Genomic DNA, 21561 nt, shown 5'->3' with positions numbered 1-21561 from the left:
GAGCGGACAAAAATCAGAGCAATTGAGAATCGAGATTTGAGATTCGAGATTGCGGTCAAATTTCGATTATCTATTTTCAATATTTATATAAGGAGATGCACTTTGCAAATAACAGATTTATCAGAAAGCAAAAAGCAAATTAAAATTAATATTGATAAAGACCATGTGTTGAGAGAGCGAAATTCTATAATTAATCATATCAGACAAGAAGCCCGTATAGATGGTTTTAGGAGAGGAAAAATACCTTTGGAAATATTAAAACAAAGGTTTAAAGATGTAATTGACGGCAGGCTGACCCAAAATTTAATTTATGAAACGTCAGAAAAAATTTTAAAAGAACAAAATTGGAATTTTGTCGGCAGTCCGGAAGTTAAAGACGTAATTTTTAATGAAGACGGGTCTTTGGATTATGAAATTACAGTTGAAATTATACCTGTATTGGATATTAAGAATTATTCAAACCTAAAACTGCAAAAAAATGCCAGTAAAATTTCTGAAGGAGAAATTGATGAAGTTTTGAAAAATTTACAAAAAAGACATGCAGAATTTGTTCCAGTCTCCGGCAGGGGAATTAAAGATGGAGATATTGCTGTAATAGATTTTACGGCTTTTCATAAAAACAATCCTATTAAAGGAGGATCTTCAAAAGGATTTACTTTGCGTATAGGCAGTAAAGAGTTTTTCCCTGAGGTTGAAAATAAACTTATTGGAAGTAATATAGGAGACGAGAAAGAAATTTTGGCAATGTTTCCGGATGATTATGCCGATAAGAAGTTAAAAGGCCAGGAGGTCCTTTTTAAAATAAAGGTAAATGATATCAGAGAGGAAAAATTGCCGGAAATTAATGATGTCCTTGCGGAAAAGTGCGGTAATTTGAAAAATTTGGAAGAGTTAAAAATTAATATTCAAAGAGAGTTAACAGAGACTAAAGAAAAAATATCTAATATTAATTTAAAAAAAGAGGCGAGAAAACAATTGGCGTTAAACAATCAATTTGATCCGCCGGAGTTTTTAATTGAAAAGAAAATAGATGATATTCTCCGGGAAACCGAAGCAAATTTGCGTTACAAGGGAATTGAACTGAAAAACACAGATAATATACAAAACTTAAGAAACACGTATAGGGAAAATGCTAAAACTCAAGTTAAAGCCTCTTTAGTTTTAAGAGAAATAGCGGCCAGGGAAAATATTGCCGTATCGCCTTTGGAAATAGATGAAGAAATAAGAAAAATAGCGCAGGCATTAAGAAAGAATGTGAATGAGATAAAAGATATGTTTAAGGAAAAAAATTTGCTGCCGGTAATTGAAGAAGATATCAAAGAAGAAAAAGCATTAGATTTTGTTATTTCAAAAGCTGAAATTAAGGAAGAGGAGGTTAACAAATGAGTCTAATTCCTATGGTTGTTGAACAATCAAGCAGGGGAGAACGGGCGTATGATATATATTCAAGGCTCTTAAAAGACAGGATAATTTTTATAGGTATGCCGATTGAAGACGATATTTCTAATTTAATAATTGCCCAACTGCTTTTTTTGGAAGCAGAAGACCCGGATAAGGATATACATCTATATATAAATTGTCCTGGTGGAGTAGTTACTGCGGGATTGGCTATTTACGATACAATGCAGTATATTAAGCCTGATGTTTCTACAATATGCATGGGACAAGCGGCAAGTATGGGTGCTCTTCTTTTAGCCGCTGGTAAAAATGGCAAGCGGTTTGCTCTCCCTAATGCGAGGATTATGATTCATCAGCCGTTAGGCGGTGTCCAGGGACAGGCCACAGATATTGATATCCAGGCTAAAGAAATTTTACGGATGAGAGAAAAATTAAATGAAATACTTGTTGAACATACCGGCCAGTCTCTGGATAAAATACGAAAGGATACAGACCGTGATTTTTTTATGTCAGCGGAACAAGCTGCGGAATATCATATAATTGATTCGGTAATAAAAAAGAAAGTTTAACCTGTTTAAACCGTTCAAGCGGTTTTCTTATTGGAGAGATATGCAAAACATTACGGAAAAAACATCTCTTGTTTGTTCTTTCTGCGGGAAAAGCCAGACAGAAATAAAAAAATTAGTAGCTGGCCCGTCTGTATATATTTGTGATGAATGTATTAAGCTTTGCAGTGAAATTATAGCTGACGACTGGGATGAGACAGAAAGTAAAGAAAAAGAAAAATCTATCCCTAAACCTGCTGAAATAAAAGCCATCCTGGACCAATATGTAATCGGCCAGGAACGCGCAAAAAAAATTATGTCAGTAGCAGTTCATAATCATTATAAACGTATCGGGGTTAATACAGCAAAAGGCGGAGTTGAGCTCCAAAAAAGTAATATTTTATTAATAGGCCCGACAGGTTCTGGAAAAACCCTTTTAGCCCAGACATTAGCCAGGCTGTTGAATGTTCCATTTGCGATTGTAGATGCCACTACTTTAACTGAAGCCGGCTATGTAGGTGAAGATGTTGAGAATATAATTCTGAAACTTTTACAAAATGCCAATTATGATGTAACCAGGGCGGAAAAAGGTATTGTTTATATTGATGAGATTGATAAAATTGCAAAGAAAACAGGTGAAAATGTCTCCATAACCAGGGACGTTTCGGGAGAAGGGGTCCAGCAGGCGCTTCTGAAAATATTGGAGGGTGTGGTGGCGAATATTCCTCCCCAGGGCGGCAGAAAACATCCTCACCAGGAATTTGTCCAGGTGGATACCAAAGATGTGCTTTTTATATGCGGCGGTGCGTTTATTGGTTTAGATAAAATTATTGAAACCCGTATTGGAAAAAAGAACATAGGATTTGGAGCCGAAATAAAACGCAAGTCGGTAAAAAAGATGAATAACTTTTTATCAGAAATTCAACCGGAAGACCTTTTAAAATACGGGTTTATCCCTGAATTTATCGGGCGGTTGCCGGTTATGGCTGCACTGGAAGAATTGGACAAATCTATATTGATAAAAATTTTAGTTGAACCCAAAAATGCCCTTGTAAAACAATATCAGAAATTTTTTGAAATGGAAGGGGTTAAATTAAAATTTACAGAGGAAGCATTGCGGACAATTGCAGATGAAGCGATAAAAAGAAACACAGGGGCAAGAGGACTCAGGGCTATAATAGAAGATTTAATGCTGAATATTATGTATGAATTGCCCTCCCGTAATGATATAAAGGAATGTATTATTACTGAAGAAGTTGTCCGGGAAAAAAGAGACCCGGTAATTGTTCTTGAAAATAAAAAAGGATTTGGCACAGCTTGAGTTTTGAACTTTTAACATAGGAGTAAAATGAAACAATTGGAGCAGATTAAGGGTATTCCAGTTTTGCCTTTACGCGATATAGTTGTTTTCCCTTATATGGTTGTACCTTTATTTGTAGGCAGGGACAAGTCTATAAGAGCATTGGAATATGCCATGAATTCCGACAAGAAGATTGTTTTGTGTGCCCAGAAAAATTCCAAGATAGACCAGCCGGAAAAAGAGGACATTTACAGTATAGGGGTAGTCTCAGAGATATTGCAGTTTTTAAAAATGCCGGATGGTTCCGTAAAGGTTTTGATAGAAGGTTTAAGCAGGATAAGGATTTTAGAATATTTGAATAATAATAATTTTTTCCAGGTAAATGGGGAGGAAATAAAAACCGGTATAGAAAAAACTACTGATGTTGAAGCCTTGATGAGAAGCTGTATCGACCAATTTGAGGAATATGTAAAACTTAATCGTAAGTTACCGTCGGAAATAGTAAATTCAGTATCAAATATTGAAGAACCGGATAAACTGGTTGATGTTATTTCCGCTCATATTATTTTAAAGATTGAAGATAAACAGAAAATTTTGGAAATGGATAATGTCAAGAATGCGCTGCAGGCAATATCAACATTTTTGGAAAGTGAAATTGAAATCCTCAATATCGAAAAGAAAATTCGCGGGCAGATAAAGAACCGGATGGAAAAAACACAACGGGAATATTATCTTACCGAACAGCTAAAAGCAATCCAGAAAGAACTGGGGCAGGAAGATGAAAGATTGATTGAAATTGAGGAGTTCCATGAAAAGATTGCATCTGCAAATATGCCAAAAGATGTTAATGAAAAGGCATTAAAGGAATTAAAACGTCTTGAAAAAATGCCTCCCATGGCTGCCGAAAGCACAGTTATCCGTAATTACCTGGATTGGCTTATTTCTCTCCCATGGGCGCATGAAACCAAAGATAAACTTGATATTAACGAAGCGGAAAAAATATTAAATGAAGACCATTATGGGTTGGAAAAACCCAAAGAAAGAATTTTGGAATTTTTAGCTGTGCGAAAACTTGTGGAAAAGATGAAAGGCCCTATTTTGTGTTTTGTGGGGCCTCCGGGTGTGGGAAAGACTTCATTAGCCAGGTCAATCGCACGTTCCATGGGAAGAGAGTTTGTTCGTATATCCTTGGGCGGTGTGAGAGACGAAGCGGAAATACGGGGGCATAGAAGAACATATATCGGAGCCATGCCGGGCAGGATTATTCAATGTATCAAGCGGGCAAAGTCAAAAAACCCGGTTTTTCTTTTGGATGAAATCGATAAAATGAGTATGGATTTCCGGGGAGACCCCTCCGCTGCGATGCTTGAAGTGCTGGACCCGGAAATTAACAGCGCTTTTAATGACCATTACCTTGAAGTGGATTTTGATTTAAGTAAAGTTATGTTTGTTACAACGGCAAATGTTATCCCTGCTATTCCTATCCCTCTTCGCGACAGGATGGAAATTATAGAAATTCCGGGATATACAGAAGAGGAAAAAATAAAAATCGCAGAGAAATTTTTATTTCCAAAACAATTAGTTATGCACGGTTTAAAAGAAGAGAATTTAATTTTGGAAAATAATGTGATTAAGTTAATAATAAGGCATTATACCCGGGAGGCCGGTGTCCGGAACCTGGAGCGGGAACTCGCGACTATATGCCGGAAAGTTGCGAAAGATGTAGTCAGCGGAAACGGGAAAAAACAGGTTAAAGTTAATGAGAAAAACCTTGATGGGTTTCTTGGGCCGTTTAAATTTCTTCATATGGAAAAAGAAAAAAAAGACGAAGTTGGCGTATCTACAGGCCTGGCATGGACTGAGGTCGGAGGTGAGATCCTGGCCACAGAGACGGCTATAATGAAAGGAAAAGGGAAGCTGACTCTGACGGGGAAACTGGGTGATGTTATGCAGGAGTCAGCGCAAACCGCGTTAAGTTATATCCGGTCGTGTGCAAAAAAACTAAATATAAATGATGAAGTCTTTCAGAAATATGATATACATGTACATGTCCCGGAAGGCGCTATACCGAAAGACGGCCCGTCAGCAGGCATAACAATGGCTGTCTCAATTGCCTCTGCTTTGTCAGAAAAACCGGTTAGAAAAGATGTTGCCATGACAGGAGAAATAACTTTGAGAGGCAAGGTGCTTCCTATTGGCGGTTTGAAAGAAAAAATTTTAGCCGCGCATAGAGTGGGAATAAAGGAGGTTATTATTCCAAAACAAAACAGCAAGGACATTATAGATATACCCAAAAACGTTTTAGAAGATTTGAAAGTTAATTTAGTTGAAAGCATGGAAGAGGTCTTTGCAATAGTTTTTAAATGACTTTTAATTGCGAAAAAAATAATAATTTTTTTTCTTGACATTCTTTTTTTTTGAATGTATAATATTTTCACTTTGGTAAAAGAGAACAATTTTTTCTGTAGATGATGTCGAAAAGGAGAAGAAATTGCCCTAGCTCGAAAGCTTAGTTAAAAATAAGTTGAGTTTAGGAAAAATAGCAATAATGGCATCTTTCGATGCTATTTTTATTTTTAGATATAGTTTTTGTTCTTTGAAAACTGAATAGAGTTGTGAGCCTTATTAAGTCAATTTCAAATTTCATTTTATGGAGAGTTTGATCCTGGCTCAGGACTAACGCTGGCGGCGTGCATAACACATGCAAGTTGAACGAGAAAGTGGGGGCAACTCCATGAGTAAAGTAGCAAACGGGTGAGTAATATATGAATAACCTGCCTTCAAGATTGGGACAACCCCGCGAAAGCGGGGCTAATACCGGATAAGCCCACATTTTCGATTTTCGGAAAAGCGGGAAAAGATGGTCAATGCTTGCAAACTATCACTTGAAGAGGGGTTCATATCCTATTAGCTAGTTGGCAGGGTAATGGCCTACCAAGGCAAAGATGGGTAGCCGGTCTGAGAGGATGTTCGGCCACACTGGAACTGAGAAACGGTCCAGACTCCTACGGGAGGCAGCAGTGGGGAATTTTCCGCAATGGGCGCAAGCCTGACGGAGCAACGCCGCGTGAGGGATGAAGGCCTTCGGGTTGTAAACCTTTGTCGTGCAAGAAGAATCTCTTCCGGGTAAATAATCCGGAAGAATGACTGTATTGCAGGAGGAAGCTCCGGCTAACTACGTGCCAGCAGCCGCGGTAAGACGTAGGGAGCTAGCGTTGTCCGGAATTATTGGGCGTAAAGGGCGCGCAGGTGGTCAGGTAAGTCACTTGTTTAATCCGCAAGCTTAACTTGCGATCGGCAGGTGAAACTATCTAACTAGAGTATAGGAGAGGAAAGTGGAATTCCCAGTGTAGCGGTGAAATGCGTAGATATTGGGAAGAACACCGGTGGCGAAGGCGACTTTCTGGACTATTACTGACACTGAGGCGCGAAAGCCAGGGGAGCAAACGGGATTAGATACCCCGGTAGTCCTGGCCGTAAACGGTGAACACTAGGTGTATCCCGAGTTATCGGGATGTGCCGAAGCTAACGCATTAAGTGTTCCGCCTGGGGAGTACGCTCGCAAGAGTGAAACTCAAAGGAATTGACGGGGGCCCGCACAAGCGGTGGAGCATGTGGTTTAATTCGATGCTACGCGAAGAACCTTACCTGGGTTTGACATTGTAGTGAAATTTTATAGAAATATAGAACCTCCAGCAATGGACACTATAACAGGTGCTGCATGGCTGTCGTCAGCTCGTGTCGTGAGATGTTGGGTTAAGTCCCGCAACGAGCGCAACCCTTATCTTTAATTGCCATCAGGTAATGCTGGGCACTTTAAAGAGACTGCCGACGATAAGTCGGAGGAAGGTGGGGATGACGTCAAGTCCTCATGGCCTTTATACCCAGGGCCACACACGTGCTACAATGGCCGGTACAAAGGGTAGCCAAATCGCAAGATGTAGCCAATCCCAAAAAACCGGTCTCAGTTCGGATTGGAGGCTGTAACTCGCCTCCATGAAGTTGGAATCGCTAGTAATCGCTAATCAGCAGGTAGCGGTGAATACGTTCCCGGGCCTTGTACACACCGCCCGTCACACCACGAAAGCTTGTTGTACCCAAAAACGTTATTCTAACCGCAAGGGAGGAGACGTCTAAGGTATGGCCAGTGATTGGGGTGAAGTCGTAACAAGGTAGCCGTATCGGAAGGTGCGGCTGGATCACCTCCTTTCTAAGGAGAACTAAGTTCTGGGAAACCAGAATAGACCTATTAAGGACTGGTAAGGCTTGCCTCTATTCAGTTTTGAGAGAATAAAACAGTGGTTAGTTGTTAGTGGTTGGATTATTTATTAACATCTAACCACCGAAGATTGAGCTATAGGTAATTTTATTTGTAATTTGTGTGGGTAATTTGTATTTAGGAAGCGAATTTTCTTTGTCGATCAAAATGTTAATCTTATTTCCAAACTACTAACTAACTGATTACTCATTACTGCAAATTTAAGCGAAATAAAAATTTGCTGGGCCTGTAGCTCAGTTGGTTAGAGCGCACCCCTGATAAGGGTGAGGTGGTTGGTTCGATTCCAACCAGGCCCACCAGATTTTTTCGCTAAGCGAAAAAATCAGAGCAATCGATAATCGAAATTCGAAAATATAATAAATTTTTTCGATTGCGGTCATTTTTCTATTTTCAAATTTGCTAGATTACAGGGGGGGGAATTAGCTCAACTGGGAGAGCGTCTGGTTTGCAACCAGGAGGCCACCGGTTCGATCCCGGTATTCTCCACCAGAATTTTGCGCGAAGCGCAAAATTCAGAGCAATCGAAAATCGAGATTCGAGAATTGAGGAGAAAAGAAAATTTCGATTGCGGTCAATTTTCGATTCTCGATTTTCGAATAGACAATAGTAAATGATAACTTTAATAGTTGTCATTTGCCATTGGTTATATACCAATGTTGTTCTTTGACAATTGAATAGTTAGGAAATTTTACAATTAGAATCGAGAATTAAAGTATGGTCAAGCTACAGAAGGCAAATGGTGGATGCCTTGGCGCCAGAAGTCGATGAAGGACGTGGTAAGCTGCGAAAAGTTCCGGGTAATGGCAAACACATGTTAATCCGGAAATGTCCGAATCGGGAAACCGTCCTGGAGTAATATTCAGGAATTTCTATCTGAATTCATAGGGTAGAAAAGACAACCGGGGGAAGTGAAACATCTCAGTACCTCGAGGAAAAGAATATGAAATGATTCCCCAAGTAGTGGCGAGCGAAAGGGGAAGAGCCTAAACCAAAAATAGTTATAGCCCAGGAGCGTTCTATTTTTGGGGTAGTGGGGATTTTGTGGAGCCGTTCTTGGATGGCTCGAAGAGTTACAAAATTATCTTCTATCTGAATGGTTTGGAAAGACCAACCACAGAGGGTAATAGTCCTGTAAGTTAAAGAAGATAGTCTCTTTGGCAAAATCTCCCAAGTAACACGGGTCACGTGGAATCCTGTGTGAATCCGTCCCGACCATGGGATAAGGCTAAATACTCTCTGGCGACCGATAGTGAACTAGTACCGTGAGGGAAAGGTGAAAAGCACTCCGGGAGGAGAGTGAAATAGAACCTGAAACCATTTGTTTACAAGCAGTGGAAGTCTGTCGCAAGATGGACAACCGCGTGCCTTTTGCATAATGAACCTGCGAGTTACTAAATTTAGCAAGATTAATCCGCTGAGGCGGAGGAGTCGTAGCGAAAGCGAGTCTGAATAGGGCGTTAGTTAAGTTTAGTAGACCCGAAACCGATTGAGCTACCCATGGCCAGGATGAAGTTTCGTTAACACGAGATGGAGGTCCGAACCTTTTAGCGTTGAAAAGCTACTGGATGAGTTGTGGGTAGGGGTGAAAGGCTAATCAAAATCGGTGATAGCTGGTTCTCCTCGAAATAGCTTTAGGGCTAGCCTGGCAAAATAGATAATGGTGGTAGAGCACTGAATGGACTAGGGACCCTACCAGGTTACCAAACCCAATCAAACTCCGAATGCCATTATTCCGAATTGCTGGAGTCAGACCGTGGGGGATAAACTCCATAATCAAAAGGGGAACAACCCAGACCATCAGCTAAGGTCCCAAAATACAAGCTAAGTGGGAAAGGATGTGGAATTGCTTAAACAGCCAGGATGTTAGCTTAGAGGCAGCTACCATTTAAAGAGTGCGTAATAGCTCACTGGTCGAGTGATTCTGCGCCGAAAATCCAACGGGGCTCAAGCTTGTTACCGAAGCTGTGGATACAGTCCGTCCTTTGTATCTATTTCAAACTAAATCAAACTGAGTTGGATTTATAAAAAATTCGAAGAATTTTTTATCAAATCTCAGTAAACGAGAGCTTGCTGAAAAGCAAGTAAGAAGTTGTTGAGAAGAAAATTCGAAGAATTTTTTATCAAATCTCAGTAAACGAGAGCTTGCTGAAAAGCAAGTAAGAAGTTGTTGAGAAGAAAATTCGAAGAATTTTTTATCAAATCTCAGTAAGTGAGAAGTATTAAATAGAAATGGATAGAGAGGACGGGCTGTGTGGTAGAGGAGCGTTCCATCGTAGAGTGAAGTCCCGATGTAAATTGGGATGGACGAAATGGAAGTGAGAATGCAGGTATGAGTAGCGATAATGCCGATGAGAAATCGGCACGCCGAAAACCTAAGGTTTCCTGAGGAAGGTTAATCCGCTCAGGGTTAGTCGGTCCCTAAGCCGAGGTTGAAAAACGTAGGTGATGGGAAGTCTGTTAAAATTCAGACACCACCGAAGAAACGTTATGAGCAATGGGGTGACACAGTAGGATAAATCATCTCCGTATTGGATTACGGAGTCTAAGCCCGTAGGAGGGTTATCCAGGAAAATCCGGATAGCCAATTACAACTCCAAGAGGTGATGGGGGGTTCAAGGGGCAACCCGCGAACGAACTGATTGACTCCACACTGGCAAGAAATAACCTCTAGCCAGTTTCTTAGGTGACCGTACCGTAAACCGACACAGGTAGGTGAGAAGAATATTCTAAGGCGCTCGAGAGAATCCTCGTTAAGGAACTCAGCATAATAGCCCCGTAACTTCGGGAAAAGGGGTGCCTTTTTCGGTTATTCCGTTTACCGGAAAAAGCTGAAAGAGGTCACAGTAAAGAGGCTCAAACGACTGTTTAGTAAAAACACAGGGCTCTGCAAAGTTTTAAGACGAAGTATAGGGTCTGACGCCTGCCCGGTGCTGGAAGGTTACGAGGAGGGGTTAGCTCGCCGCAAGGCGGACGAAGCTCTGAATTTAAGCCCCAGTAAACGGCGGCCGTAACTATAACGGTCCTAAGGTAGCGAAATTCCTTGTCGGGTAAGTTCCGACCTGCACGAATGGCGTAACGAGTTGAGCGCTGTCTCAACGAGGATCTCGGTGAAATTGTAATACCAGTGAAGATACTGGTTACCCGCGAATGGACGAAAAGACCCCGTGAACCTTTACTGTATCCTGATATTGAATTTTGACAAGGTATGTAGAGGATAGGTGGGAGACTTTGAAGCATGGGCGCAAGCCTGTGTGGAGTCGACCTTGGAATACCACCCTTATCTTAGCGAAATTCTAACCTATCCGCCTTATCGGCGGAAGGGACAGTGGCAGGTGGGCAGTTTGACTGGGGCGGTCGCCTCCCAAAATGTAACGGAGGCGTCCAAAGGTTCCCTCAGCACGGTTAGAAATCGTGTGTCGAGTGCAAAGGCATAAGGGAGCTTAACTGTGAGGTAGACATACCGAGCAGGTGCGAAAGCAGGGCTTAGTGATCCGGTGGTACCGTATGGAAGGGCCATCGCTCAACGGATAAAAGGTACTCTGGGGATAACAGGCTTATCTTGCCCAAGAGTTCATATCGACGGCAAGGTTTGGCACCTCGATGTCGGCTCATCGCATCCTGGGGCTGGAGAAGGTCCCAAGGGTTTGGCTGTTCGCCAATTAAAGCGGTACGCGAGCTGGGTTTAGAACGTCGTGAGACAGTTCGGTCTCTATCCTTCGTGGGCGCAGGATATTTGAAGAGGGCCTACTCCTAGTACGAGAGGGCCGGAGTAGACGGACCAATGGTGTTTCAGTTGTCGCGCCAGCGGCATTGCTGAGTAGCTATGTCCGGAAGAGATAAACGCTGAAAGCATATAAGCGTGAAGCTCGCCTCAAGATAAGATATCCCTTCCGATAGAAATGTCGGAACTAAAGATTCCTTGAAGACTACAAGGTTGATAGGTCAGAGGTGTAAGTCCTGTAAGGGATTAAGCTGACTGATACTAATAAATCGTGCGGCTTGACCATATTTTAGTTTTTGATTTGTTTAAAATTTTAAAATTATTCATTGTTAAAATTAGTAGGGGCTTAAAATTTTAAGCCCCTACAGTAAAAATATTCTCCAGTGGCCATACCGGAAGGGAAACACCCGTTCCCATTCAGAACACGGAAGTTAAGCCTTCGAGGGCCGATGATACTATACGGGAGACTGTATGGGAAAGTAGGACACTGCTGGGGATTAAAATTTAAGGAGCTGGTTTAAACACCGCTCCTTTTTTGTTTTTTTCATTAAGTTTTCAGCGTACCGATTGATACCCGGGCTGCAAACTTTCTGGACAAGATTTTTTAAAGCAGTTGTTTGCATAATTCCGCCTTTCTATATCTTGAAATTTCTTATAAAATCCGCCGTTTCCTCTGGTAAAGCTGTGTTCACAGTAATCCTTGACCCGAGTTCAAATCCCGCGACCTGAGTGAGACGCGGGATGATTTCAATATACCACAGGTAGTACGACTTATGTTCGTCATCCACAGGGGCGGTATGTATAATCAGGTTATAATCAGGATTATTGAGGCTTTTATAAAGTTTCAGAAGAATTTCTTTCAAAATTGCCGCGAGATAATTAATCTCCTGGTCTGAAATATTCCCAAATGACGGATTGTGGATTTTAGGCATGATCCATGTTTCAAAGGGAAAAAACGAAGCAAATGGATGGAGAGCGATAAAATTATTGTTACCCGCGATAATCCGCGTGCCGTCCTCAATTTCCGCTTTTTGAATGTCGATGTGAAGGCTCCTTCCCGTGTTATCAAAATACTGCGTGGCCACTTCAAATTTTCTCCGTATATAAGGGGGGACAATCGGCGACGCCACAATTTGCGAGTGAGGATGCTCAAGCGATGTTCCCGCGTTTTCCCCGTGATTTTTAAAATTATTATTATCTTGATGTTTGGATCTTTTTTCAGCTCATGATAGCGGTCCCTGAACGCCTTGATGAGTTCCCTGACATGAATGTCAGTCATAAACGGAATAAACTCGTTATGTGACTGTGTTTCTATAATGACTTCATGCCGGCCGTAACCGTGGCTTTTCCGGAAAAGTTTCCATTCTTCTCTTTGGGTACTGCCGTCAGGGGTTAAAGCGGGGAATTTATTCGCGACAACCCTGATGGTCCATTTGCCGTTGTGATTTCCATAAGCCGCTTCTGTTTTCGGTAATTTATCTTCATTGCCGGGGCAAAACGGGCAGGATTTATTGTAAACCGGCGTATTTATTTTATTAAGGTCGGCTTTTTTTAATTCGTCGGGACGTTTGGACCTGTTTTTCGCGATAATTACCCAGTCAAGGGTGGTTGGGTTCTGCCTTAATTCTGACATTAATCACCTTAAAATTTTTATGACATTAATATAGATTAATTTCAAAAAAAAATAAATGGATTTTAACCGCTTATTTTTGACTTTTTTCCTCCGGGAAAAAAGTCAAGGTTCGATCCGGGTTTGTATGAGACCGCTTACGCGGCGACTGTTCCCCGTCTGAAATATCCGGACAAAGAATCCCTCGTGATACAGATGTTCAGATTATTGTTCCCGGAAAATGAAAAACTGATACCTTCTGATTCGAAACTTATTCTGGCAACAATAAAGGGAGAGATTGACCTTCTCGAAGGATATATTGCCGCCGGTCTCTGCGGATTTGACCCTTTATTGGAAAAGGTATCGGAAATTTCCGGCATAAAAGGTAACGGGACAAAACCCATTCCGCATATATTTCCCGAGTGCATGATTTGTCTCCCTTCCTTAAATTAAAATTAAAAAATTTTGTACAGGTTCAATAATATATTTTTTTGAAATAAAACAATTGTCTTAATCCGCTTTTTTTTAATTTTTTACCGCTATTAAAACTCAAGTGGAAAATAGTCAATGAAAAGTAGAAATATCCTATTTATTATTTTTTAAAAATGTATATCATGAAAATAGTTGTTGTTTTTTAAACAAAAAAACAATTGTATAAAACGGAGGTGATATTATGAATTTCGAAATGAGCAAAGTAATGGATTGTAACGCCGCAGGCTGTTGTTTTAACGCGAAAGACAAATGCCGCGCATTTGGTATCACGATAGGGGGCGGGGATTGTCCCGAGTGCGACACGTCGATGATGTCCGGAAAAAAAGGCGGGTGCAAGGATATCAGCGCGGGTGTGGGCGCGTGCAAGGTTGAAGATTGCAAGTTCAACGACTGCCTGGAGTGCGGGGCTGAACAAATACATGTCAAGATGCACAGCGGTCACGCCGAGTGTGACACCTATGAACCAAGGTAATCTTCCAAATAGAGGAGACTTATGAAAAATATGCTTATTATCGGGATTGTTTTATTATTGACGATCAAAATTTCCGCTGAACTCCGTACAGAAGTGGTTGAATATAAGCATGGTGACGCAATACTCGAGGGATACCTGGTTTACGAAAGTAATATAGAAGGAAAACGGCCGGGGGTCATTGTCGTGCATGAATGGTGGGGCCATAATCAATATGTCCGTAAACGCGCTGAGCAGTTGGCAGGTCTTGGGTATCTCGCTTTTGCGATTGATATGTACGGGAAAGGGAAAACGGCAAAAAATGCCAAAGAAGCGGGAGAGTTGGCCGGGAGATTCAGAGGCGACAGGGAGTTAATGAGAGCAAGGGCAAACGCGGGTCTTGATGTGCTGAAAAAGCATGATCTTGCTGATGCTAAGAGAATCGCGGCAATAGGTTATTGTTTTGGCGGAACAACGGTCCTTGAATTAGCCCGCGGCGGGGCGGGTTTATCGGGAGTGGTCAGCTTCCACGGCAGTCTTGATGCGCCAAATTATGATAAAAAAGACATAAAGGCAAAGGTGCTTGTCCTTCATGGAGGCGATGATTCAAGCGTAAAACCGGAACATATGTCCGGATTTCAGGATGAGATGCGCAAATCAAATGTTGATTGGCAGGTTTATATTTACGGGGGCGCCGTTCATAGTTTTACAAATCCCGACTCGGGAAATGACCCGTCAAAAGGAGTCGCCTATAATGAAAAGGCCGATATGAGGTCATGGGAAGCCATGAAATTATTTTTCGCTGAAATATTCAGGTGATATAAAACAGCTTCTTGTAAAATTTTAAAAATGGACAGATAATGAAATACAAAAACTTATATACGGTATTTTTTTTTGCATTATTGTTATTTGGCCAATATGCCTGTATCCACGCGGAGATTCCAATCGATAAGATAAAACTTCCGCCTGGATTTAAGATAGGTGTTTATGCCGCTGATATAGACGGGGCACGTTCAATGGTTTTAAGCCCGTCCGGGATTTTATTCGTTGGGACCAGGGACATTGGCAATGTGTATGCCGTTATTGATAAAGACAGGGATAATAAGGCCGATGAAATTATAACAATCGCGCGGGATTTGAACTCGCCCAATGGTGTCGCGTTTAAAGACCACGCGCTTTTTGTCGCGGAAATAAACAGGGTGCTTCGGTACGATGACATGGAAAACCGCCTGAAAAACCCGCCGAAACCTTATGTTGTGAATGCCGGTTTTCCGGAAGATACCCATCACGGGCAGAAATTTATTCGTTTTGGACCGGACGGCATGCTTTATGTCCCGGTTGGCGCACCGTGCAACGTTTGTGAAAAAAGCGATAAACGGTATGCTTCAATTATGCGCATGATGCCGGATGGGAGCGGGTTGGAGATATTCGCGTCCGGGGTCAGGAATACTGTCGGGTTTGACTGGCACCCGGAAACACGGGAACTCTGGTTTACGGACAACGGGCGTGACATGCTTGGCGATGATGTCCCGCCCGACGAATTGAATAAGGCTCCCGTGAAAGACCTTCATTTTGGTTTCCCCTATGTTCACGGTAAAGCAATTTTGGACCCTGAATTCGGGAAGGGGCATAAATCTTCGGAATTTGTCCCGCCTGTTGTTGAGCTTGAGCCCCATGTCGCGTCACTCGGGATGCGGTTTTATACCGGCGGTATGTTCCCCGCGAAATATAAAAACCAGGTATTTATCGCGGAACACGGCTCATGGAACCGCAGTATTCCTGTCGGCCACCGTGTTACGCTGGTCAGGTTTGAAGCGGATAAACCGGCGGAATACGAGGTTTTTGCTGATGGATGGATGCGGTGGGGCCGGCCGGTCGATGTCCTGGTGATGCCTGACGGCGCGCTTCTTGTTTCCGATGATAAGGCTGACGCTATTTACAGGATAAGTTATAAGCATTGAAGAAAAAAGGAGAAACTATATGAACTATGATTTCAAGGAGACAATCAAAAACATCAATTCGGAATACGCGAAATTTGTAAACCTGAAAACGCTGCAGGTAAACATGGGTGACATGTGCAACCAGCAGTGCGAGCATTGCCATATCTGCGCCAATCCTAACGGTTCCAGGATAATGAACAAAAATGTCATGGGGAAAATCGTTCTTTTCCTGAAAAGGCACCCGGGGATTTTTCTTGATATTACCGGCGGGTGTCCCGAGCTCAATCCTGATTTCAGGCTTTTTGTTGAATACGCGGACAGGGTCTGCCCGGGGATAATGGTCAGGACGAACCTCACGGTATTTTTTGAAGAGGGAATGGACTGGCTTCCTGAATGGTATAGTGAGAAAAAAGTCACCATCATGGCTTCCCTGCCGTGTTACACTGAAGAAAACGTGAATAAACAGCGCGGGAACGGCGTATTCGAAAAAAGTATAATGGCGCTGAAAAAACTGAACTCGCTTGGATATGGAAAAGATTTAAGCCTTAATATTATGTATAATCCCGGCGGCGATTAACCTGGCCGCTCCCCAGAAAAAACTGGAAAAGGATTTTAAAAAAGAACTTTTCAATAGATATGGCGTGATTTTTAACAAGTTGTTGACTTTGGCAAACGCTCCGCTCGGCCGCTTCAGGAATTACCTTAAATCAAAAAGCAAAATGGAGCAATACATCAGCCTCCTCGCGAATAATTTTAACCCGGGGATCGCGGCGCGCATCATGTGCCGCTCCCTGATCAATATTGATTGGCAGGGAAACCTGTATAATTGTGATTTTAACCAGGCCGCCGGCCTACCCATAAAAGATGACAGCGGGAAAATCATGGGGATAGAAAATATAGATGATTATATTCATAAAAAAAGGGAAATTATCACCGCCGAGCATTGTTATTGTTGTACGGCAGGGGAGGGATCAAGCTGCACAGGCGCGCTGGCCCTTCAAATGGCTTAAAAAGGCAATGAAATGAATGATAAATGTATCTTATTATTTGTTAAATATCCGGAAAAAGGCAGGATTAAAAAAAGGCTTGACTCTGGAATAAAGAACATAGATGTTGTCGAGCTTTATAAAAATTTTGTTTTTGACACATTATTGACTTTAAATAAAATAAAAACAAAATTCTACGTGTGTTTTTACCCGGCGGATTCAGAAATAAAATTTATTGAATGGCTTGGAGAAAAATATTTTTATATGTCCCAGGATGGCCTGGATCTCGGTGACAGGATGAAAAATTGTTTTATTAAAGCGTTTTCCAGAAATTTTAAACGTGTTATTGTTATTGGCAGCGACGCTCCCGACCTGCCGTGTGAATACATAAAATACGCGTTCGCGAGCCTTGAAAGCCATGATGCCGTGATAGGCCCGGCGGCGGACGGCGGGTATTATCTTTTGGGTTTCAATTTTGATAAATTTGCGCCTGAAATATTTAAAGGTATCGAGTGGAGCACTGATAAGGTATTCAAAGATACACTGGCCGTCCTTGATAAATCAAAAAGAAAAACATACATTTTACCTGAGTGGAATGACATTGATGTGCGTGAGGATATAATAAATTTTATTAAAAGAAATAAAGATTCTAAAAATGGATATTTACGCACATTTTCTTATCTGTCAAAACATAAACTTCTAACCTCCTTTGATTCCCCCTTGTCAGGGGGATAATATTTTTCTCCCCTGATAAGGGGAGGAAGGGAGGGGTTCAAAAATGGGGAAATTTGATTACGATTTAATAGTAATCGGCGGAGGCGCCGGCGGTTTTGTTTCCGCTAAATTGGCAAACGGCCTCGGGGTCAAAACCGCGATAGTAGAAAAAAATAAAATCGGCGGGCAGTGCACCCTGCACGGGTGTATCCCGAGTAAAGCGTTTATAAAGGCAAGCAGAGTATTAAATAATCTTAAGAGAATGGGGGATTTCGGGCTAAGGCTTAAGTCGCCGTTATCCATCGAGACAAACAGCGTAATGTCTCATGTCCGTTCGATTGTGAATAAAGTTTATAACAGCCATCTGCCCGAAAGTTTTGAACAAATAGGCATAAATATTTTTTCAGGCGGTCCTTCATTTATTGACAACCATCATATTAAAGTTAATGAAAAGATATTATCAGCGGAGCATTTCATGATTTCAACGGGTTCAAGGGCTTTCATCCCCCAGATCGACGGAATTAATGAAATCCCGTATTTGATTAATGATACGTTTTTCGGACTTGAACTTTTACCGTCGTCTATTATTATACTTGGCGGGGGTCCTGTAGGCATTGAGCTGGCCCAGGCGTTAAAGAGGTTTGGAACATCTGTGACTGTTGTGGAAATGGCGGAAAGGATACTTTCGCGCGAAGACAGGGAATTGGCTGAACGGCTTGCCGGTGTGTTAATGAAAGAGGGATTGAGTATATTGACGGGCACGATGGCCGCAAAACTGTCTTTGAAGGAAGGGAAGATAAGTCTTACGGTGCGAAATAAAGAAAAACACAGTTATGACATTTCCGCGGACGCCTTCCTGATTGCCGCCGGCAGGTCCCCCAATGTCGAAGGTCTGGACCTCGAAAAAGCGGGCGTGCAATATGATAAAAGCGGGATAAAGACGGATAATAGACTAAGGACTTCCGCGTCAAATATATACGCCTGCGGGGATGTCGTGGGGCCTTACCAGTTCAGTCATATCGCGGAATACCAGGCAGTAATTGCCGTGACCAATATGCTCCTGCCGGTAAAAAAATCCGTAAATTATAAAAATGTGATATGGTGCACCTATACGGACCCGGAGTTCGCGCACGCGGGCCTGACAGAAGAAGAGGCCAGGGCCGAATATGGAGATAAAACAAAAATTTACCGCGTGGAATACGGCAAAATTGACCGGGGGAAAACGGATTTGGCTGGGGAGGGTATGGCGAAATTCATTTGCGACGGGAGAATGAACCTGGTGGGCGCGCATATCCTCGGCGAGAGGTCGGGGGAAATAATCCATGAAGCTCAAGCAGCAAAATCGATGGGGATCCCTTTTCATAAAATTCAATCGGTCATTCACGCTTATCCTTCCTATTCGGATGTTTTGAAACAATCCGCGAAATTATGCTACATAGACAGGCTCAGGAACAATTATTTTCTTAAAATTCTTAATAGTATTCTGGTTGGAAATAAATGAAGATAAATACGCTAAAGGCGATAATTCTATTCACGATAGTACTGGTGATAATAATCCTAAAATATACGGGGATAACGGAATATTTTACGTTTGAAGACCTGAAAAATAATAAGGAACACCTGCGGAATTTTGTAAAACAAAATTATTTTGAGTCTGTGTTATTGTATTTTTGCGTGTATATCCTTGTTGTGTCATTGTCAATCCCCGGGGCGGCCGTTCTCTCCCTCGCGGGCGGGTATTTATTCGGAACGATACCCGGCGCCGTTTATGTGAACTTCGGCGCGACGATAGGCTCTGGAATTGTGTTTCTCCTGTGCAGGTATCTTTTAGGGGAATGGATACAGGAAAGATATAAAGATAAATTAGCCAGATTTAATGATGAGATAAACAAAAACGGCCAGAACTATTTATTGACATTGAGATTAATCCCTGTTTTTCCGTTTTTTCTGATAAATATCCTGGCCTCATTAACCACGGTTCCATTTACAACATTTATCTGGACAACATCAGCCGGTATTTTGCCGGCCTCGCTGGTTTATACATTCGCCGGCAGCCAGCTGAATAATATCTCTTCCCTCAGGGACATCCTGTCCCCAAAAATCCTTTTGAGCTTTCTGCTTCTTGCATTTATCGCCTTTATACCTGTTATATGGAACAAAATTAAATACAGGGGCAATCGAAAAAATGTGTATTAGAATATTAAACAGAAGCTGGTTAACATGTAATTCCGCATGTTATCCAACTTAATAATTATGGAAATTCAAGTGATTATGTTAAATAATTTATTGGCCGTGTTAAATATATTTGATATTATCCAGAAACGGCAATTTTTTACATAATCACATTAACAAGTTGCAGTAAAATTAAAGAATATCGAGAATCAAAAAAGATGGAAGAGCAAGAAAAACAAGAAAAAACCCAAAAAAAACAAGAACAAGATAATAAAAAAACACAAAAATTGTTAAACGAAATATCTTACCGCAAAGAAGCAACCCTTCTTGCTCTAAAGTACAAAACTGATGAAGAAAAAATTTTTAATTTTCTTGCCGAATTTGAAAGTTTCGAGATAAAAGATATTTAAGCATCTATAGAGGGTAAATCCTTAATAAAAAGTCAGTTAAATTTATTGGCTGAAAAATATAATATCCCAATTGAAATATTAGCTACTATACTTATGATATGGATTCTACTAATTCTATTTCTTTTCGTAACCACTGATTAACTACAGTTTGGGTATCGATATTTTTCTTTTTAGCAAACTTTTTAACAAATTTAGCAACGTCAGATTCTAAATAAACAGGAATATTTAATTCGGTATTAGGCTGGTAGAATTTGCCTCTTTCTCCTTTGGAAAAATCATATTCTTTTTTCATATTATCACCTCTTATTATATTGTTTAACTTCGTTTTTAGTTGCTTTTCGGGCAGAAAATACTCGAATATTGCAATGTTCTTTATCTATCTGGTTGAATGTATGATTAGTGACTAAAACAATTTCGTTATTATCTTTACCAATTGTTACCCAACGGTCTTCTTTTTCATAACTGTGTTCATCATCAAAAATAGAGATAGCAAATGGGTCTATAAATATTTCTGCACTGTGTTCAAAACTTACTTTGTGTTTTCTAATATTTGTGTTAGCCTTATTTTTATCCCATTCAAAGTTATACTTCAAACAAGTCTCCTCCTCGCTGTTATAATATACCGTATTTACATGGAAAATGCAAATAATTTGATTTAAGAATTTATATCTTTTCTTTTTGTTTGTCGATGAAATTTTAGGATGGGGGATAGCGGCAAACTTGCTCGGCACATTCAGCACCAACGATAAAATAAGAAAGATGGTCTCCTCCTTGAGGCAAGGCCTCATTTGTGTTAGTTTATAAGTTCCACCAAAAAACAACACAAAAAAGGAGACCACTATGAATGATACTATTTATGACCACTACATTGCAATAGACTGGGCGACAAAAAATATGGCTGTTGCCAGAGTGACAAAGAAATCAAATGATATTATAACAATAGATGTTCCTTCTGATATTGGAAATTTACAGGATTATTTAAAAAGTTTAAAAGGAAGCAAGATATAGCCTGAATTGCTTTTGTAAAATCTTGATTATCCATAATTGAACGGCCAAATTTTATTAAGCTGCTTTTTTTAGATGCTTCTCGGCCAAATATAAATCTCTGGTAATTTGCAAATTCATCCAAAATTCAGAGGATGTATTCAATACTCTACTTAATAGGATTGCGGTTTCTGCTGTCATGTCTCTTTTCCCATTTATTAAAGTATTTACCCTTTGAATAGGGACTCCCATTTTTTCTGAAAGTGCTGTCTGTTTTAATCCTAATGGTTTTAGGAATTCATGCAATAATACTTCTCCAGGATGTACTGGTATTCGATTTTTTGGAATCATATATTCACTCCTTTTATTTTTGATAATCAATTATTTGAACTGAACTGGCATTGCCATCTGCCCATATAAAAATAATTCTATATTGATTACTTGAGTTTGGCAAATTTAAGCTGCCAATTTTAAAATATTTGGCAAAACCATAAGTGAATCATGAGAAAAAGAATCTCTAAAATGAAAAACTTTTTGCCTGAAAGTTTTATGTTTTTCATTAT

19 protein-coding genes, 2 tRNA genes, 3 rRNA genes and 1 pseudogene are annotated in these 21561 nt (G+C 40.8%); 20 read left to right on the top strand and 5 right to left on the bottom strand.

The genetic code is table 11. The features are described 5' to 3' along the window. The first annotated feature begins 102 nt into the window (after positions 1-102). From tig to rrf, 9 genes are all read left to right on the top strand, one after another. Complete coding sequence (tig, locus tag AB1498_01140) at positions 103-1386, top strand: trigger factor (protein ID MEW6086901.1); 1284 nt, start codon at positions 103-105, stop codon at positions 1384-1386. Continuing rightward, positions 1383-1967 (top strand): ATP-dependent Clp endopeptidase proteolytic subunit ClpP, encoded by a 585-nt coding sequence (gene clpP / locus AB1498_01135; GenBank protein MEW6086900.1) that lies wholly within the window; start codon positions 1383-1385, stop codon positions 1965-1967. The genes tig and clpP overlap by 4 nt, the downstream gene beginning before the upstream one ends. A 40-nt stretch (positions 1968-2007) precedes the next feature. Then, the gene (clpX, locus tag AB1498_01130; protein ID MEW6086899.1) at positions 2008-3264 is read left to right on the top strand and encodes an ATP-dependent Clp protease ATP-binding subunit ClpX; all 1257 of its coding nucleotides are present in this window, start codon (positions 2008-2010) and stop codon (positions 3262-3264) included. Between the two features lie 27 nt (positions 3265-3291). Further along, positions 3292-5610 (top strand): endopeptidase La, encoded by a 2319-nt coding sequence (lon, locus tag AB1498_01125; GenBank protein MEW6086898.1) that lies wholly within the window; start codon positions 3292-3294, stop codon positions 5608-5610. 280 nt (positions 5611-5890) lie between these two features. Next, positions 5891-7453 (top strand): 16S ribosomal RNA (locus AB1498_01120). 291 nt (positions 7454-7744) lie between these two features. After that, a tRNA-Ile gene (locus tag AB1498_01115) sits at positions 7745-7821 on the top strand. 114 nt (positions 7822-7935) lie between these two features. After that, positions 7936-8011 (top strand) — tRNA-Ala (locus AB1498_01110). Between the two features lie 227 nt (positions 8012-8238). Beyond that, positions 8239-11529, top strand: a 23S ribosomal RNA gene (locus AB1498_01105). A 93-nt stretch (positions 11530-11622) separates the two neighbouring features. Then, a 5S ribosomal RNA gene (rrf, locus tag AB1498_01100) occupies positions 11623-11739 on the top strand. Together the 16S, 23S and 5S rRNA genes with 2 tRNA genes alongside form the textbook arrangement of a ribosomal RNA operon. 139 nt (positions 11740-11878) lie before the next feature. On the opposite strand, the gene AB1498_01095 is transcribed toward rrf, so the two are convergent. Beyond that, positions 11879-12328, bottom strand: a complete 450-nt coding sequence (locus AB1498_01095; protein ID MEW6086897.1) for a hypothetical protein — start codon at positions 12326-12328, stop codon at positions 11879-11881. Positions 12329-12438: 110 nt separating this feature from the next. Then, a pseudogene (locus AB1498_01090) lies at positions 12439-12876 on the bottom strand (galactose-1-phosphate uridylyltransferase). A 120-nt stretch (positions 12877-12996) separates the two neighbouring features. On the opposite strand from AB1498_01090, the gene AB1498_01085 reads away from it, so the two are divergent. From AB1498_01085 to AB1498_01040, 10 genes are all read left to right on the top strand, one after another. After that, positions 12997-13305: a hypothetical protein gene (locus tag AB1498_01085; protein MEW6086896.1), complete on the top strand. Its 309-nt coding sequence runs from the start codon at positions 12997-12999 to the stop codon at positions 13303-13305. Between the two features lie 220 nt (positions 13306-13525). After that, on the top strand, positions 13526-13816 hold the full coding sequence (locus AB1498_01080) for a DUF1540 domain-containing protein (GenBank protein ID MEW6086895.1): 291 nt from the start codon (positions 13526-13528) through the stop codon (positions 13814-13816). 21 nt (positions 13817-13837) lie between these two features. Beyond that, entirely contained in the window at positions 13838-14611 is a 774-nt protein-coding gene (locus AB1498_01075; GenBank protein MEW6086894.1) for a dienelactone hydrolase family protein, read from the top strand. 41 nt (positions 14612-14652) lie between these two features. Then, entirely contained in the window at positions 14653-15753 is a 1101-nt protein-coding gene (locus AB1498_01070; GenBank protein ID MEW6086893.1) for a PQQ-dependent sugar dehydrogenase, read from the top strand. Between the two features lie 19 nt (positions 15754-15772). Continuing rightward, positions 15773-16309 carry a radical SAM protein gene (locus AB1498_01065; GenBank protein MEW6086892.1) on the top strand — a complete coding sequence of 179 codons (537 nt, stop codon included), beginning with the start codon at positions 15773-15775 and terminating at the stop codon, positions 16307-16309. Further along, positions 16281-16742: a DUF3641 domain-containing protein gene (locus AB1498_01060; protein MEW6086891.1), complete on the top strand. Its 462-nt coding sequence runs from the start codon at positions 16281-16283 to the stop codon at positions 16740-16742. Before AB1498_01065 ends, AB1498_01060 begins: the two co-directional genes overlap by 29 nt. A gap of 12 nt (positions 16743-16754) precedes the next feature. After that, complete coding sequence (locus AB1498_01055) at positions 16755-17453, top strand: TIGR04282 family arsenosugar biosynthesis glycosyltransferase (protein MEW6086890.1); 699 nt, start codon at positions 16755-16757, stop codon at positions 17451-17453. 43 nt (positions 17454-17496) lie between these two features. Then, positions 17497-18933 (top strand): FAD-dependent oxidoreductase, encoded by a 1437-nt coding sequence (locus AB1498_01050; protein MEW6086889.1) that lies wholly within the window; start codon positions 17497-17499, stop codon positions 18931-18933. After that, on the top strand, positions 18930-19628 hold the full coding sequence (locus AB1498_01045) for a TVP38/TMEM64 family protein (GenBank protein ID MEW6086888.1): 699 nt from the start codon (positions 18930-18932) through the stop codon (positions 19626-19628). Before AB1498_01050 ends, AB1498_01045 begins: the two co-directional genes overlap by 4 nt. Before the next feature lie 194 nt (positions 19629-19822). Next, positions 19823-20014, top strand: coding sequence for a hypothetical protein (locus AB1498_01040; protein MEW6086887.1), 192 nt, complete (start codon positions 19823-19825; stop codon positions 20012-20014). Positions 20015-20105: 91 nt separating this feature from the next. Here AB1498_01040 and AB1498_01035 read toward each other — a convergent pair whose 3' ends face one another. Beyond that, on the bottom strand, positions 20106-20306 hold the full coding sequence (locus AB1498_01035; GenBank protein MEW6086886.1) for a hypothetical protein: 201 nt from the start codon (positions 20304-20306) through the stop codon (positions 20106-20108). A 4-nt stretch (positions 20307-20310) separates the two neighbouring features. Next, positions 20311-20607, bottom strand: a complete 297-nt coding sequence (locus AB1498_01030) for a BrnT family toxin (protein MEW6086885.1) — start codon at positions 20605-20607, stop codon at positions 20311-20313. 247 nt (positions 20608-20854) lie between these two features. Between AB1498_01030 and AB1498_01025 the strand changes: the two genes are divergently transcribed. Next, positions 20855-21022, top strand: a complete 168-nt coding sequence (locus AB1498_01025) for a hypothetical protein (GenBank protein MEW6086884.1) — start codon at positions 20855-20857, stop codon at positions 21020-21022. Positions 21023-21076: 54 nt separating this feature from the next. On the opposite strand, the gene AB1498_01020 is transcribed toward AB1498_01025, so the two are convergent. Continuing rightward, the gene (locus AB1498_01020; GenBank protein MEW6086883.1) at positions 21077-21349 is read right to left on the bottom strand and encodes a HigA family addiction module antitoxin; all 273 of its coding nucleotides are present in this window, start codon (positions 21347-21349) and stop codon (positions 21077-21079) included. Positions 21350-21561 lie beyond the last annotated feature (212 nt).

Source organism: bacterium (genome assembly GCA_040754625.1).
Classification (GTDB): domain Bacteria; phylum JACRDZ01; class JAQUKH01; order JAQUKH01; family JAQUKH01; genus JAQUKH01.
This window is presented reverse-complemented; position numbering and strand designations above follow the sequence as displayed.